Origin of the sequence: Hymenobacter terrenus (assembly GCF_000972495.1) — a bacterium.
GTDB lineage: Bacteria > Bacteroidota > Bacteroidia > Cytophagales > Hymenobacteraceae > Hymenobacter > Hymenobacter terrenus.
This window is the reverse complement of the sequence record NZ_LATM01000028.1, coordinates 13,318-28,360: the sequence shown is the minus strand read 5'-3', so window position 1 is coordinate 28,360 and position 15,043 is coordinate 13,318. Positions and strand designations below refer to the sequence as shown.

General features: G+C 53.3%; 19 protein-coding genes. All 19 read right to left on the bottom strand.

Features of this window, described 5'->3' with window-relative positions; genetic code table 11:
• Positions 1-923 precede the first annotated feature (923 nt).
• Entirely contained in the window at positions 924-1,238 is a 315-nt protein-coding gene (locus WX88_RS22090; RefSeq protein WP_046246602.1) for an FtsB family cell division protein, read from the bottom strand.
• A gap of 74 nt (positions 1,239-1,312) precedes the next feature.
• Positions 1,313-2,584 carry a phosphopyruvate hydratase gene (eno, locus tag WX88_RS22085; RefSeq protein WP_046246601.1) on the bottom strand — a complete coding sequence of 424 codons (1,272 nt, stop codon included), beginning with the start codon at positions 2,582-2,584 and terminating at the stop codon, positions 1,313-1,315.
• Positions 2,585-2,808: 224 nt separating this feature from the next.
• Complete coding sequence (rplQ, locus tag WX88_RS22075) at positions 2,809-3,414, bottom strand: 50S ribosomal protein L17 (protein ID WP_046246599.1); 606 nt, start codon at positions 3,412-3,414, stop codon at positions 2,809-2,811.
• Between the two features lie 176 nt (positions 3,415-3,590).
• Entirely contained in the window at positions 3,591-4,580 is a 990-nt protein-coding gene (locus tag WX88_RS22070) for a DNA-directed RNA polymerase subunit alpha (protein ID WP_046246598.1), read from the bottom strand.
• Positions 4,581-4,670: 90 nt separating this feature from the next.
• Positions 4,671-5,276, bottom strand: coding sequence for a 30S ribosomal protein S4 (rpsD, locus tag WX88_RS22065; protein WP_046246597.1), 606 nt, complete (start codon positions 5,274-5,276; stop codon positions 4,671-4,673).
• Positions 5,277-5,302: 26 nt separating this feature from the next.
• Positions 5,303-5,695: a 30S ribosomal protein S11 gene (gene rpsK, locus WX88_RS22060; RefSeq protein ID WP_035567868.1), complete on the bottom strand. Its 393-nt coding sequence runs from the start codon at positions 5,693-5,695 to the stop codon at positions 5,303-5,305.
• A gap of 87 nt (positions 5,696-5,782) precedes the next feature.
• Positions 5,783-6,160, bottom strand: coding sequence for a 30S ribosomal protein S13 (gene rpsM, locus WX88_RS22055; RefSeq protein WP_046246596.1), 378 nt, complete (start codon positions 6,158-6,160; stop codon positions 5,783-5,785).
• A gap of 101 nt (positions 6,161-6,261) precedes the next feature.
• Complete coding sequence (rpmJ, locus tag WX88_RS22050) at positions 6,262-6,378, bottom strand: 50S ribosomal protein L36 (RefSeq protein ID WP_046246595.1); 117 nt, start codon at positions 6,376-6,378, stop codon at positions 6,262-6,264.
• A 209-nt stretch (positions 6,379-6,587) separates the two neighbouring features.
• Positions 6,588-6,806 (bottom strand): translation initiation factor IF-1, encoded by a 219-nt coding sequence (gene infA / locus WX88_RS22045; protein WP_035567874.1) that lies wholly within the window; start codon positions 6,804-6,806, stop codon positions 6,588-6,590.
• A gap of 5 nt (positions 6,807-6,811) precedes the next feature.
• Complete coding sequence (gene map / locus WX88_RS22040; protein WP_046246594.1) at positions 6,812-7,597, bottom strand: type I methionyl aminopeptidase; 786 nt, start codon at positions 7,595-7,597, stop codon at positions 6,812-6,814.
• Between the two features lie 4 nt (positions 7,598-7,601).
• Complete coding sequence (gene secY / locus WX88_RS22035; protein WP_046246593.1) at positions 7,602-8,921, bottom strand: preprotein translocase subunit SecY; 1,320 nt, start codon at positions 8,919-8,921, stop codon at positions 7,602-7,604.
• Between the two features lie 16 nt (positions 8,922-8,937).
• Positions 8,938-9,387 carry a 50S ribosomal protein L15 gene (gene rplO, locus WX88_RS22030; RefSeq protein WP_046246592.1) on the bottom strand — a complete coding sequence of 150 codons (450 nt, stop codon included), beginning with the start codon at positions 9,385-9,387 and terminating at the stop codon, positions 8,938-8,940.
• Between the two features lie 14 nt (positions 9,388-9,401).
• Positions 9,402-9,581: a 50S ribosomal protein L30 gene (gene rpmD, locus WX88_RS22025; protein ID WP_046246622.1), complete on the bottom strand. Its 180-nt coding sequence runs from the start codon at positions 9,579-9,581 to the stop codon at positions 9,402-9,404.
• Positions 9,582-9,587: 6 nt separating this feature from the next.
• Positions 9,588-10,079: a 30S ribosomal protein S5 gene (gene rpsE, locus WX88_RS22020; protein ID WP_035567955.1), complete on the bottom strand. Its 492-nt coding sequence runs from the start codon at positions 10,077-10,079 to the stop codon at positions 9,588-9,590.
• Between the two features lie 90 nt (positions 10,080-10,169).
• Entirely contained in the window at positions 10,170-10,520 is a 351-nt protein-coding gene (rplR, locus tag WX88_RS22015; protein WP_046246591.1) for a 50S ribosomal protein L18, read from the bottom strand.
• A gap of 9 nt (positions 10,521-10,529) precedes the next feature.
• Positions 10,530-11,084 carry a 50S ribosomal protein L6 gene (gene rplF, locus WX88_RS22010; RefSeq protein ID WP_046246590.1) on the bottom strand — a complete coding sequence of 185 codons (555 nt, stop codon included), beginning with the start codon at positions 11,082-11,084 and terminating at the stop codon, positions 10,530-10,532.
• Between the two features lie 28 nt (positions 11,085-11,112).
• A complete protein-coding gene (rpsH, locus tag WX88_RS22005) occupies positions 11,113-11,511 on the bottom strand; it encodes a 30S ribosomal protein S8 (protein WP_046246589.1) in 399 nt (132 codons plus the stop codon).
• A gap of 372 nt (positions 11,512-11,883) precedes the next feature.
• Positions 11,884-13,464 carry a hypothetical protein gene (locus tag WX88_RS22000; protein ID WP_046246588.1) on the bottom strand — a complete coding sequence of 527 codons (1,581 nt, stop codon included), beginning with the start codon at positions 13,462-13,464 and terminating at the stop codon, positions 11,884-11,886.
• Between the two features lie 262 nt (positions 13,465-13,726).
• The gene (gene lepB / locus WX88_RS21995; protein WP_046246587.1) at positions 13,727-14,887 is read right to left on the bottom strand and encodes a signal peptidase I; all 1,161 of its coding nucleotides are present in this window, start codon (positions 14,885-14,887) and stop codon (positions 13,727-13,729) included.
• Between the last annotated feature and the right edge of the window lie 156 nt (positions 14,888-15,043).

The following is a 15,043-nucleotide window of genomic DNA, read 5'->3' as shown; positions in this document are numbered from 1 at the left end:
AGTAATGACAAAAAACAACGGCAAGAATATTAGGTGCGATAGGCATTAGCCCGCCCACAAGAGTTCCGTTCTTACTATCGTGCGTCCCCTTTTTTCACTATGTGAGAGCACATTCAAACCTGACTGGGCATTATTCGTAGCGCACGAAACAGCTCATGAGCAAATTTCAACTGCTCCGGCCGTTCGTAAAGTCTTAAAGCACTATATTTTCTGTTCCCTGAGAGCACCCTTAATGGGCGCTTTCGCAGCATTTGGCCGTATACCAAACCCTAGAACAGTCCGCGAGGCAGTATCTCGGAATATTACCTCCAGCAGCACAGAAGGCGTTTTCAAACTCGAATCGCCGGCGAAAGAGAAAGAATAGAACAACCGCGAAGCGCCACCATCACCCAGCCGCACACCCAGCTTATACAATTCTATTTCGTGGCCACGGTGCTGCCCACGCTTCCATAGCGGCTGCGCTGCGGCCTCAAAACTCGCCCGATTAATCGCCCGCCGTACTTCCGGCGCCAGGCGCCCATAAGCGCCCGCATAATCGGCGCGCAGCACTGCCCGTAAAAACTGCAACGCCACTTGTCCTTGGCTAAGCTGGGGTGGCAACTGCTCAAGCAATGCTGCCCCAGCTACTCGCAAGGCAATGCCAAATGCGGCCAACGCTAAGGCCCATGCTTTCAGATTAAAAGAGCGAATAGTCATCCACTGCATTATTCGACGGCTGCTTGGAACTTGCATAATCAAAAATAAGCCGCCCCAACTCGCTCAGCACAAAAGCGGCTCTTCAGAGCCGGTTCGTAATTATTGAAAGCTGTCCCCCAGTTCGTATACTATTCATCCGGCTCCCCCTACTCAGGTGAGCAGCTGGTGGTGAGGCTTCCCAGGCATACCATATACACCAGCCAGAGGAGGCAGGTCCTACCGCTGGTTTACTCTGGCGTAGCAGCTACTAGCACGAACACGTCCTCTCCCGGCCGTTTCATCAGGTACTTCTCTCGCGCAAACTTTTCCAGCAGGGCCGGTGAGCTCATTAGCTCAGCCCGCTCTTTTTTCACCACCTCAATGTTATCGAGATAGTATTGCTTTTCGCTCCGCAAATCCTTCCATTTGCGATAAATGTCAAATTGCTTGCCCAAATCGTTGGCATCAAACACCAGCATCCAGACCAGAAAGCTCAGACCAGTGAGAAAGTAAAAGCTGCGCAGCACGCGCAGCACCGGGCGAATGAAAGAAGGCAGCTCCATCAGGGTAAAGGTAATACAACGGCCGGTTCTGCTCACGCAAAACCGGCCGCTCTACTATCAATCAAAGAAAGTGATTATATCTTCTTGCCAGGGAAGTAAGCCACTTCGCCTAGTTCTTCCTCAATGCGGAGCAATTGATTGTATTTGGCCATCCGGTCCGAGCGCGAAGCCGAGCCCGTCTTAATCTGACCGGTATTCAACGCCACGGCCAAATCAGCAATTGTGCTGTCCTCCGTCTCACCCGAGCGGTGGCTCATGATGCTCTTGTAGCCGTTGCGACGACCTAGGTTCACGGCCGCAATGGTTTCCGTCAGCGTCCCAATCTGATTTACCTTGATGAGAATGGAATTAGCAATGCCCTCGTCAATACCGCGCTGCAAACGGTCTACATTCGTCACGAATAGGTCGTCACCCACTAATTGAGTTTGCTTACCCACGCGGTCCGTCAACGACTTCCAGCCGGCCCAGTCGTCTTCGTTCATGCCGTCTTCCAGGCTGATGATGGGATATTTTTTCACCCAATCGGCCCAGTAATCCACCATTTGTGCCGAAGTCAGCTTGTCGCCGGTGCTCTTCTTGAAGTGGTACACGCCGTCCTCGTAAAACTCCGAAACCGCTGCATCCATGGCAATGAATACATCCTCACCCGGGCGGTAGCCAGCCGTTTCAATGGCCTGCAATACAATTTGGATGGCCTCTTCATTAGATTTAATATTTGGGGCGAAGCCGCCCTCATCGCCCACGTTCGTGCTGAAACCTTGCTTCTTGAGCACGTTTTTCAGGTGGTGAAAAATTTCCGTGCCCCAGCGCAGCGCTTCCGAGAACGACGATGCACCCGTGGGCATAATCATGAATTCCTGGAAGTCAATGGAGTTGTCGGCGTGCGAGCCACCGTTCAGGATGTTCATCATCGGCACGGGCAGCGTGGCTGCTCCTACTCCACCTACATAGCGATACAGCGGCATGTTGGCGTCCAGCGCGGCGGCGCGGGCGGCAGCCAGGCTCACCCCCAGAATGGCGTTAGCGCCTAGGTTGGCCTTGTTGGGCGTGCCATCCATTTCCAGCATAATCTTGTCCAGCAACGCCTGCTCGTATACTGAGAAGCCCACCAATTCCTCCGCGATACGTGAATTCACATTTTCTACGGCCTGCAGCACTCCTTTGCCCATGTACTTGGCTTTGTCATCGTCACGCAGTTCCACTGCTTCGTGCTTGCCCGTGCTGGCACCTGAAGGCACGGCAGCGCGGCCCATCACCCCCGAATCAAGTGTTACATCAACTTCTACCGTCGGGTTACCACGGGAATCAAAAATTTGGCGGGCGTGAATTTGCGAAATGAAGCTCATAGCAAGTCGTTTTTTAACGGTTGAATACGCTACAAACCTACGGGAATCAACCGGGATAAGCACGATTATAAGTAAAGTCCTCTATTTAGCCAACGCTACGAAGCTCTGGCAAATCATCATCCTATCTCTTTTTTGGAGAAAGGCTACAGGTGAGGCGCTGCTGACACGAAAAAAGGGACGCACCTTGCGGTACGTCCCTTTCAACCTTCAGTAATCTATTTTAATTAGGCACCAGCCTCGTCAGCCTTAGCCTCGTCACGGCTCTCCCCACCTTCTACAGTTTCAGTAGCGTTATCAGCCGGAGCCGAAGTCTCTACAGTAGCAGCAGGGGCAACAGATTCGCCCGTCACCTCAACCGCCGAAGTAGCGGCGTCGCCCGTAGCTGCACCCGACGACTTCTTGCGGCTGCGCGAACGGCGCGTCGTGGTAGCTTTTTCAGCAGCGGCCGATTTAGCTTCCAGCAGCGTCTCGTTGAAGTCGACCAACTCAATAACGCACATCTCAGCGTTGTCGCCCAGACGAGTATTGCTCAGTTTCAGAATACGGGTATAACCACCGGGACGGGTAGCAATTTTGCTCGAAATATTGCCGAACAGTTCTTTGATGGATTCTTTATCCTGCAACGCCGCAAATACCATACGGCGCGAGTGCGTCGTGTCTTCTTTCGACTTGGTTAGCATCGGCTCTACATACTTACGTAGGGCTTTAGCTTTGGCCACAGTCGTCGTCAAACGTTTGTGCAGGATGAGCGACGAAGCCATGTTAGACAGCATCGCGTGGCGGTGGGCGGTAGTCCGACCCAATTGATTAATTTTTCTTCCGTGTCTCATTGGACGTTTAAAAATGTGTACGCTTGCGGGCGGCGACCACGGCGAGCCGAAGCCTCATTAGAACCGCTGCCCCTTGGGCGTACTAGTAAAAAATAAGAGATTTATAAAAGCGAATGGCTGAACTGTTGTCGGTCGACTGCAACCCAGTCAAACTTCCAACAATTCAGCCATTACGACTAGTCTTCTTCGAGCCGGTACTTGCTCAAGTCCATGCCGAACTCCAGTCCACGCTCTTCCACGAGGTTCTCGAGTTCAGTGAGGCTCTTCTTACCGAAGTTGCGGAACTTCATCATGTCCGCGATTTCGAGCTGCACGAGTTCGCCCATCGTCTTGATATCGGCGGCCTTGAGGCAGTTCTTGGCACGTACGCTGAGCTCCATGTCCTCCAGCGGAGTCTTGAGCATCTTGCGCATCTGCATGGTTTCCTCATCAATTGGCTCGTCTTCAGTCACACGCGGCCCTTCGAGAGTCATCGTGTTATCCGAGAACAGCATGAAATGCTGAATGAGGATGTTAGCGGCACCTTTCAGGGCTTCCTCCGGGTGAATCGAACCGTCGGTCTGAATCTCAATGATGAGCTTCTCATAGTCGGTCTTCTGCTCCACGCGGGTGTTTTCGATGCTATACTTCACGTTCTTAATGGGCGTGTAGATAGCATCGATGGCAATCTGACCGAAAACTTGGTCAGCCGGCTTGTTCTCATCAGCAGGCACGTAACCACGGCCACGGGCAATTGTGAACTCGAATTCCAACTCTTTGCTGGGGTCGATGTGCGCAATCACATGGTCAGGATTCAGTACTTCGAAGCCGCTGGCAAACTTGGCAATGTCGGCACCCGAGAAGGTCTCTTGACCTTTCACGCGCACCGTAATTTTATCAGCAATGGCGTCGCTCGTCTTCTTGAAGCGGACCATTTTCAGGTTCAGAATGATTTCGGACATATCCTCAATCACACCTTCGATGGTTGAAAACTCGTGCAACACGCTGTTCGTGCGAACCGACGTGATGGCGAAACCCTCTAGCGAAGACAACAGAATGCGACGCAGCGCATTGCCGATGGTGACGCCGTAGCCCTTCTCGAGCGGCTTAAATTCAAACGTCCCGGTGAAGTCGTCGGATTTCTCCATCACCACTTTCTCCGGCATCTGAAAAGCTAAGATTGACATATGTGGGGCGTAAAAAATTTGAAAAAATTAGGTGAAGTATAAGCACAAGTGCGGCCCGGCAAATTGCCGGGCCGCTACCAGTAGCGCTAATTACTTCGAATACAATTCGACGATGAGCTGCTCGGTGATTTTCTCCGGAATCAACTCACGGGCAGGGGCGCTGATGAACTTGCCAGCCAACTCCTTACCGTCCCACTCCAACCAAGAGAACTGGCGCGAGTTGCGAACCGACAGGCTCGTAGTAATGGCTTCGAGTGACTTCGATTTCTCACGCACGGCCACGATGTCGCCGGGACGCAAGTGGTACGAAGGAATGTTCACCACTTCACCATTCACGGTGATGTGCTTGTGACCCACGAGCTGGCGAGCAGCGCGACGCGTTGAGGCAATTCCTAGACGATACACGGTATTGTCGAGGCGGGCCTCCAGCAATGCGAGCAGGTTGTCGCCGGTGATGCCGGGTAGCGTGGCAGCTTTATGAAACAGATTTTCGAATTGCTTCTCCAACATGCCGTACATGTACTTCACCTTCTGCTTCTCCATCAGCTGCACAGCGTATTCCGACTGCTTCTTGCGGCGGCCGCGGCCGTGCTGGCCCGGAGGATAAGCTTTTTTGTTGAGCGCTTTGTCGGGGCCGAAAATCGGCTCGTTGAAGCGACGGGCAATCTTTGAGGTAGGGCCGGTATAACGTGCCATTTGTATCTGCTATCTGAAGTGAAAAACTAAACGCGACGACGCTTGGGGGGGCGGCAGCCATTGTGAGGCAGCGGCGTTACGTCGCGGATGGTGGTCACCTCAATACCCACGTTGCCAAGGGCGCGGATGGCCGACTCACGGCCCGAGCCCGGACCTTTTACAAACACTTCGGCTTTACGCATGCCCAAATCATGGGCTACTTTGCCGCAGTCGCTCATCGCCATTTGAGCAGCGTAGGGCGTATTTTTCTTCGAGCCACGGAAGCCCATTTTGCCGGCCGAAGCCCACGAAATAACTTGACCGTTGTTATTTGTGATGGAGATGATGATGTTGTTGAATGAGGCACGGATATGTACCTGGCCAACCTGCTCCACCACGACAACGCGCTTCTTGGCTTTGTCTTTTCTTTTTTGTGCCATTTGGTTATCGCAAAAAATGCGGGAGGTGTTGGCGTTGGCGACGCGAGTACACTACTCGCCAAAGCCAGCGCCGATTCCCGTGTGAGATTATTTCGTTGCTTTCTTCTTGCCGGCCACCGTTTTGCGCTTGCCCTTACGGGTACGCGAGTTGTTCTTGGTGCGCTGACCACGAACTGGCAGACCTTTACGGTGACGCAAGCCTCGGTAGCAACCAATGTCCATCAAACGCTTGATGTTGGTGGTTACTTCCGAGCGCAGCACGCCCTCCGTCTTGTGCTCAGCAGCAATAATGGCGCGGATGGCACCCGACTCCTCGTCGGTCCAGTCCTTCACCTTCTTGTTGATGTCAACCCCGGCTTTCACCAGAATTTTCTGAGAATTGCTCCGGCCAATGCCGAAAATGTAAGTCAGGGCGATTTCGCCGCGCTTGTTGTCCGGGATATCAACCCCTGCGATACGAGCCATTGTGTGTAATTATGTGTTTGCGGACAGAAAACCCGGCAGCTACTTGGAAGGCGGTAAGCGCACTTACCATTACCCAAGGCTCCGGGATTCTAAAATTTGAATTAGCCCTGACGCTGCTTGAAGCGGGGGTTCTTCTTGTTGATGACGTAGAGCTTGCCATTACGGCGGACCAGCTTGCAGTCCACGCTACGCTTTTTGACGGAGGTTTTAACTTTCATTTGATTGAAGAGTGCAAAGTGATTTTTGAATTTACTACTGTATTCCTTTAGTTGTTACTTCTCCTTGAAGTACTTTTTGAAGTTTATTATACTCCAAAAAACGACAGCTAAAAACACTACAACTTTTATAGGAAAAATAAGAGACTCAATGAGCTATCTAATTCCTAGAGCACCGTTGTTAAGTGGGTCTAACAGCAGTGAATACATTTTTACTTGTAGCGATACTTTATGCGTCCCTTCGACAAGTCGTAGGGCGACATTTCCAGTTTCACCTTGTCGCCGGGCAGAATCTTGATGTAGTGCATCCGCATTTTGCCCGAAATGTGGGCAATTAGCTGGTGGCCGTTCTCCAACTCCACGCGGAACATGGCGTTGGAGAGGGCTTCGAGGATGGTACCGTCCTGCTCAATCGAGGCTTGTTTTGCCATAAGGGCTACTGCTGCAATGCTTTTTCTATGTACTCAAAGGAGGTGAGAATCTCCGCTTTTTCTTTTCTAACAACCACGGTGTGCTCAAAGTGCGCCGAGGGTTTGCGGTCCTTGGTGCGAATGGTCCAGCCATCCGCCTCTTGCACCACGTCCTTTTTGCCTAGATTCACCATTGGCTCAATGGCCAACACCAACCCCGTTTGCAAGAGCGGCCCGGAACCCCGCTTGCCATAGTTCGGCACTTCGGGTTTCTCGTGTAGCTTCGCGCCAACTCCGTGGCCGACCAGCTCGCGCACCACCCCGTAGCCCAGCGGGGCCACATGGTTCTGGATGGCATAGCTGATGTCGCCCACGCGGTTGCCACTCACAGCTTGTTCGATGCCTTTGTACAGCGAAGCTTTGGTTTCCCACAGCAACGTGAGTACTTCCGGCGCCACCTCCCCGATTGGGTAAGTGTAAGCACTGTCTGAATGAAAACCATTCAGAAAAACTCCGCAATCTACCGTCAGGATATCGCCACTTTTCAACGGCTCGTCGGTAGCAAACCCGTGCACCACCACCGAATTCGGCGAGAGGCACAGGCTAAAGGGAAACTTATTGTAGCCTTTGAAGGAAGGTACTCCGCCGTGGTCCCGGATGAATTCCTCCGCGCGCTTATCAAGCTGCCGCGTCGTCACTCCTTCCTTCACCATGCCCGCGACTTCGCCGTGGGCCTTGGCCAGCACTTGGGCGCTGGCACGGATGAGGTCTATCTCTTCTTCAGTTTTATACTGAATGCTGCCGCTGGCCATTGCCTTAAGAAGCTATCGAAATGGGTTGAGCCGTGCGACCGCGCAGCTTACCCGATTTCATCATGCCGTCATAGTGCTGCATCAGCAAGTAGCTCTGTACTTGGTTCACCGTATCGAGCACTACGCCCACCATGATGATAAGCGAGGTGCCGCCATAGAAGGCTGAGAATGGACGGGTTACGCCGAGCAACAAGGCAATAGCCGGGAAAATAGCAATCAGAGCGAGTGCAATAGCGCCGGGTAAGGTGATACGCGTCAGGATTTCATCAATGAATTCTGAAGTATCGCGACCAGGCTTCACACCGGGCACAAAGCCACCGCTTCGCTTCAAGTCGTCCGCAATCTGATTAGGATTAACGCTAATTGCTGTGTAGAAATACGTGAAGATGATGATCAGCAGACCAAAAGTGAGATTATACTGCCAAGAAGTGTAATCTGAGAACTTCACCCCGATATAGGTAGCAACATCACTCTGGTTTTGCCATACCGAAGCCACAATGGCTGGCACAAACATGAGTGATTGTGCGAAGATGATGGGCATTACTCCAGCCGCATTCACTTTGAGGGGAATAAATTGGCGTTGTGCATCAAGCTGCGTGGTGCCACCTACTTGCTTAGCATATTGCACCGCGATACGACGAACTGCCTGGGTCAGAACGATAACAGCCATCACAACGAGGAATAACACCACCATTTCCAGCAGGAAAATGAGCGATTTGTTAATACCCTTAGCTATGGCCTCGCCAATGATAGCGCCAGGAAGACGCGACACGATACCAATCATGATAATCATGGAGATACCATTACCGATGCCTTTATCCGTGATTTTCTCACCCAGCCACATGCAGAACAACGTGCCAGCCGTGATGATAATCATGGTCGAAACGGTGAAAAAGGTCCCCGGATTGATAATAGCTTCCGCATTAATGGTAGCAATAAAACCAACCGACTGCGCCAACACGATCGGAATTGTGAGAACGCGTGTGTACTGATTGATTTTTTTACGGCCTGATTCGCCTTCCTTCTGAAGCTTTTGGAAGTAAGGAACTGCAATCGTGAGCAACTGCAACACGATGCTGGCGGAGATGTAAGGCATGATACCCAACGCGAAAATTGACGCGTGGCTGAATGCACCGCCAAGCAGCGTATCCAGAATGCCAAACAACCCTTGGGCGCCGGTTTTCAGGCGGGTTGAGTCCACGCCGGGCAGCACCACATAGGAACCGAGGCGATAGATAGCAATGAAGAAAAGCGTATTGAGGATTCGCGTACGCAAATCCTCAATCGCAAAAATGTTCTTTATCGACGTGATAAACTTATTCATTGCCGAAAGGTATGCTTTAGAGCGTTACGGCTTTCCCGCCAGCCTTCTCGATGGCTTCAACAGCCGACTTCGAGAATGCGTGAGCGTGAACCTCCAGAGCTGTGGTTACTTCGCCACGGCCGAGGATTTTGATTTTTGCGTTCTTGGACACCAGACCGTTAGCAATGAAGTAGGCAGCATCCATGGTGGTAGCGCTGCTCTTCTCGAGCAGGGTAGCGAGCACATCAAGATTGATAGCTTTGTACTCTACACGGTTGATGTTGGTAAAACCGAACTTAGGCACACGACGCTGGAGGGGCATCTGACCACCTTCGAAGCCAGACTTGCGCTTGTAGCCTGAACGCGACTTGGCGCCTTTGTGACCACGGGTCGACGTGCCACCACGCGTGGAGCCTTCGCCCCGGCCAATCCGCTTCTCGTTCTTAGTCGAGCCAACGGCGGGCGATAGATTGCTGAGATTGAGCATGACGAGTTATAGTCTTACAGTTCGGTTACTTGCAACAGGTGCTGCACGCTTTTAACCATGCCCAGAATGGACGGGTTCACTTCGTGCTGCGCGGTGCTATTGAGTTTATTCAGGCCAAGGGACTGAACGGTGCGCTTCTGCCGCTCGGGGCGGTCAATGGCGCTGCGCACGAGCTTTACTTGAATTTGTGCCATGGTCAATTAACCGTTAAAAACGCGGGCAAGAGAAATACCACGGGCTTGGGCGATTTGCAACGGGTCGCGCATTTTAGCGAGTGCTGCAAAGGTAGCCTTTACCACGTTATGAGGGTTCGACGAGCCTTTCGACTTCGCCAATACATCCTTGATACCGGCGCTCTCGAATACGGCGCGCATAGCACCGCCGGCGATTACACCCGTACCGGCTGCTGCCGGTTGGATGAGCACGAAACCACCGCCGTAGCGGCCTTCCATGAGGTGAGGAACGGTGTGCTTGTACATAGGCACTTTTACCACGTTCTTCTTGGCGTCGTCAATGCCTTTGGCAATGGCGTCGGTTACTTCGTTGGCTTTGCCGAGGCCGTAGCCGACGTTGCCGTTGCCATCGCCTACTACCACAATAGCAGAGAAGCTGAAGCGACGACCACCTTTCACCACCTTCGCTACGCGATTGATGGCTACTACCTTTTCTTTAAAATCGGAATCAGCACCCATGCGGGAGTTGTCCTTGTTCCGGTCGCGGTCGTTGCTGCGCTGACGGTCTCCGCCAGCCCGATTGTTGTCGCGTTCTTGCGCCATGATAGTTTAGAAATTGAGGCCGCCTTCGCGGGCTCCTTCAGCCAATGATTTTACGCGACCGTGGTAAAGGTAACCCGAGCGGTCGAACACCACTTTCGTGATGCCTTTCTCCTGAGCGACGGCGGCAATCTGCCGGCCTACGGCAGCAGCCAGAGCCACACCGTTGCCACCTTCGGCGGTTACTTTTTTCGAGGAAGCAGCAGCCAGTGTGCGACCGGCTGTGTCGTCGATAATCTGAGCGTAGATGCCCGTGTTGCTGCGGAACACCGACAGGCGCGGACGCTCCGAGGTGCCAGACACTTTCGTGCGGATGATGCGCTGAATCCGCTTGCGGCGAGTTGCTTTATCAAATGCCATGATGCGAATTTATTTAGAGGCCGTTTTACCAGCTTTGCGACGGATAATTTCGCCCACGAAGCGTACACCTTTGCCTTTGTAGGGCTCGACTTTACGCAAGGAACGAATTTTAGCGGCCACTTGGCCCAGCAGTTGATTATCGATGCTGGTCAGCGTAACAATTGGGTTTTTACCTTTTTCAGTAACAGCTGTGGCCGTTACTTCTTTTGGCAGGGCGATGAACACGTTGTGCGAATAGCCGAGAGCAAGTTCCAGCGTGGTGCCGGCAAGGGAGGCTTTGTACCCTACACCTACCAGTTCCAATTGCTTGGTGAAACCGTTGCTGACACCTTCAACCATGTTGTTGATGAGTGAACGGTACAAACCGTGCATGGCCTTGTGGCGCTTCTGCTCGGTGGGGCGAGTTACGGTGAGAGTACCGTCTTCGATGGCAACGGCGATGTCGCGGTCCACTTGCGTGGTTAGCGTGCCCTTCGGGCCTTTCACCGTCACCGCGTTGTCTTTGTCGACCGAAATAGCGACCCCTGTGGGGACGGTAATCGGCAGTTTACCAATACGTGACATATTATGAGTTAGCTAAAGCGGTTCCGGATTAGTACACGTAGCACAGCACCTCGCCGCCCACGTTCTCGGTTTTGGCCTCTTTCTCCGTCATCACGCCTTTCGAGGTTGAGATGATGGCAACGCCCAAGCCGCTGAGTACCCGCGGCAGGTTGTCGGCTGCCACGTACTGACGCAAACCGGGCGTCGAAACGCGCTGCAGTTTGGTGATGGCGGGAGCCTTGGTAGTCGGGTTGTATTTCAGAGCAATTTTGATAGTGCCCTGAACCGACGAATCATCAAAACGATACGACTGAATGTAGCCCTTGTGGTAGAGCACCTTCGTGATTTCCTTTTTGATGTTGCTGGCCGGTATTTCTACCACCCGATGGTTCGCCTTGATGGCGTTGCGCACCCGGGTCAGGTAGTCGGCAATGGGGTCAGTATTCATTGAGTATTAAATGCGTCCGCTTTTTTCGGAGCGCAAAGATAAGAAAATTTCGCCGGGTGCCCAACGGGACCAACGAAATTTAGGTTAAGACTACTTGGCTTGCCCGGCGATGGTACAGCCAATGGTTTCTTTTGGCAACCTGCCAAATGGTTTGGGGCCTTCCCCAGGATTTGGGAGTGCAAATGTAGGGCAAGCATGAGACTTATGCAAACGTATTCCCTTCATTTTCTGCAAACCACTCCAACGAAGAGCTCTTCACGCTGTGTAAGCCTGACTTACTTGTTAATTTGGAAAGTGTCCCACCCCATAGCCGTTACTGACTAGCCGTAGGAGTTCATAGTTTTCAAGGCAATTATAATGGTCGGTTTCGCGTTAAAAACTTGGTTTCAAAGGCAGTTGACCTTTGGATGTGTGCTTCGCTTTTTTAGCCCAGCCATTAGGTTGACGGTAATCGGGCAGAAAAAATTTAGCTTGGTACTTGCCGTTGGGCTTGAACCGAAACTGCACGTTATTCCAGTTGCAGTCGGCGGCTTGCCAGCCGTAACAGTAGATGTAGTCTAGTGCTATCATAGTACGAGCGCTGTGACACACTTCCAGCAACTTCACCCGGCCGTCGGCGTAATGGCAAATGGCATCGTAAGCCGGTACACCGTCGCCGTAGCCTGACGATACCTCGACGGTTGCCCAGCCGGCTTGGGTCTGAGGCAGCAGCCCAGTCAATACTTCGGCGTAGGCGGGCAGCATATCGGCAGCCGACTCTGGACGCAGGAGGGCGGCAGCGGGCAACAACCCAGTTTCGACGGTAGTATCGGTTCGCAGGAGCACGTAGAGCAAGCGCCAGGAGGAACCATCGCGCTGACTGGTTTCTAAGAATAACTGTAGTAGCGCTACTAGTTCCTGTGGCAAATCATCATCCGACAGACTATAGTCGCGTTCGTTACCGTAATTGATAAACTGTATTTCGGGCGGATGTCGGGGCCCTTTGCCTAGTTCCAGCGTGAGCAAGAGGGTAGAATCTTTATCGGTTTGCAGGGCACGAAGGGCTTGGGCGATTTCATGGTATACTTCTTCCAGCGGCGGAGCAACCAGTGGGGTTTCGATGGGAATGGAGGCGCTGTACTGCCCATTGTGCATAACTCCCGTGTGCTGCCAATTGCCGAGAGGTTGATTGCGGGAGCTGGCAAAAAACGTAAAGTGGCAGCGCCCGTCCCGAAATACCGACAGCGAAGCGGTGCTCCAGTCAGGCAACCGCCCTTGGGTACTTAGCTGCTGAATTCGGAGCAGGGCGTGTAGGAGTGCAGGGGCTGGCGCTAGAGTAAGCGGGGTTGTCGCTTGCCCCTCGGTTGCGTAAAGCAGGTGCTTCAGCTTCGTCAACCAGCTCGGCATTAGTAGTTCTTGCTCAACCGTAACCTGCACGCAGTCGGCTGATGGGGGCAGCACACTGAGTAGGTATTTTGCAATGGTATCATATAGTTGAAGTGGCTGATTTGCAACTGGGCGCGGGGCCGCAACTAACGGCGGGGCCTCGGGCTTTTCTACTCCCTGAATCAGAGACTGATTATGCGTTTCCTGCTCGGTATCCCAATATTGCGCTATCGTTTGCAACGATGCAGCGGGTATCGGTCCGAAGGTTAGGTCGAGGCAGTTCCAGGGTTGAGCGCCGTCCTGTAGAGAGAGGAGGTGCAGGCGGCGCACACTCTCATCCCAATTGCTGGGGAGGAAGCGCCAAGGCTGCACCAGCCGGTGCGCGGTGCCATCGGCAGCAGTTATATATGCCCCCTCTAGTTGGACGGTGTACGGCATAATTGCCACCTGAAACAAGACCAGTTGCCAGTCCTCATTCACCACTTGACTTATTAATGGACCAAACGCCTGGCAAGCCGTTTCCAACGATACCGGAGCCGAGTTCAATGCCTGCTGAGTAATATATTCGCGGACTTCAGCGTAATTCATATAATGCAAGGGTGAGGATAATACAGGGTCAAAAGTAGGTACGCTATGCTGGTGCTACTCCGTCCGCAAATCACGACGAAGGACCTTCTTATTTTCCACGCTAATCATACCCCAAGGTCGTGTGTGAGTATTTGAGGAAACGGGTGGAAGCTGGCAGCTATGGCTTCGGCAAAAAGTAAAGGGGGTTGCTTCGATTATCGAAGCAACCCCCTTTACTTTTTGCCCAATCAACCGGCAGGTAATAACCCGTCAAATCTAATGCTTAGCTGATGGGGTGGAACAACCGGCTCCACCGGACTTTGTGTAAGAAGTCGGCGTAAGGGTCGAGAGAAAGCCACACGAACACGGCCTTGCCCACGAGGTGGTCTTCGGGCACAAAGCCCCAGAAGCGCGAGTCCTCGGAGTTGTGGCGGTTGTCGCCCATCATAAAGTAATAGTTCTGCTTGATGGTGTAGTGGGTGAGCGGCTGGCCATTTTGCTGAATCATGCCGTTCTGCCAGCTGATGCCCTGGTTGTGCTCATACTGCCCGATGATTTTGTAATAAATCGCAGCGTTGTCAGGCGTCAGCGTGATGGTTTGCCCCTTCTTCGGCACGGGCAATGGGCCGTAGCTATCGAGTTGCCAATGGTTCGGGGCCGCACTCGTGGCAGCTGAACCATGGAAATCGGCCACATCGGGGAAGAGCTCTACCCCTGGCGCGGTCACGGTCAGGGCTTTCACGTAGGGCTGCTGGCGGAAGTAGTCGGCGACCTTGGCCGGGCAGCTGATGACGAAGCCCACCTGACCAGTGGCAGGGTCACCGACGGCGCGGGGGATGCCGTCGGGCTCCGCGTAGTCCACCACGCCGTGCTCGTGCAAAGTCCGTCGGATATCGTCGTTGGGGGCATCGACGGCCATGAAGTAGGTGGTCTGGGGCTGGCCGGCCACCGGACCGGGCTGACCATTCAGAAACACCCGGCCCGAGCGTAGTTCCAGGGTGTCGCCAGCCACGGCAATGCACCGCTTAATGAGGTGGGTACGGAGGTCGGCCGGTAGCTGCTGCTCGTGCGGCACATGGAAAACGACTATGTCGTTGCGCTTCACCGAGCTGAAGCCGGGAAAGCGGTAAGTAGGCAGCTGAATCAGGTCGGAGTAGCTTTTCAGGCCCGTGCCCCAAATGGTTTGGTGCGTGAGGGGCACCTGCAACGGCGTTTGGGGCGTGATAGGGCCATAATGCAGCTTGCTCACGAACAGATAATCGCCCACCATGAGAGACTGCTCCATGCTTTCCGACGGAATAACGTAGGCTTCCACCGCCGACCACCGCAGCAGCGTGACCGCTACGATGGCGAAAATCAGAGAATCGGTCCACTCCCGGCTTTTCGTTTTGGGTTTGGCAGGCGCCGGTTTGGAGCCTTTGCGCCTGGCGCTGAATAAAGACATGGGGATTGAGCGAGAGCGTTGAAGGAATGGCTTTAAGGCAACCAACGCTCGGCTATTGAAGCAAATTGTACGGTGTTGGCTCATGGGCCACAATAGCCCCGACAAAGCACGACGGCAATTCCCTGACCTCATGCCCGAAGTTGTGGCTGGGACGCT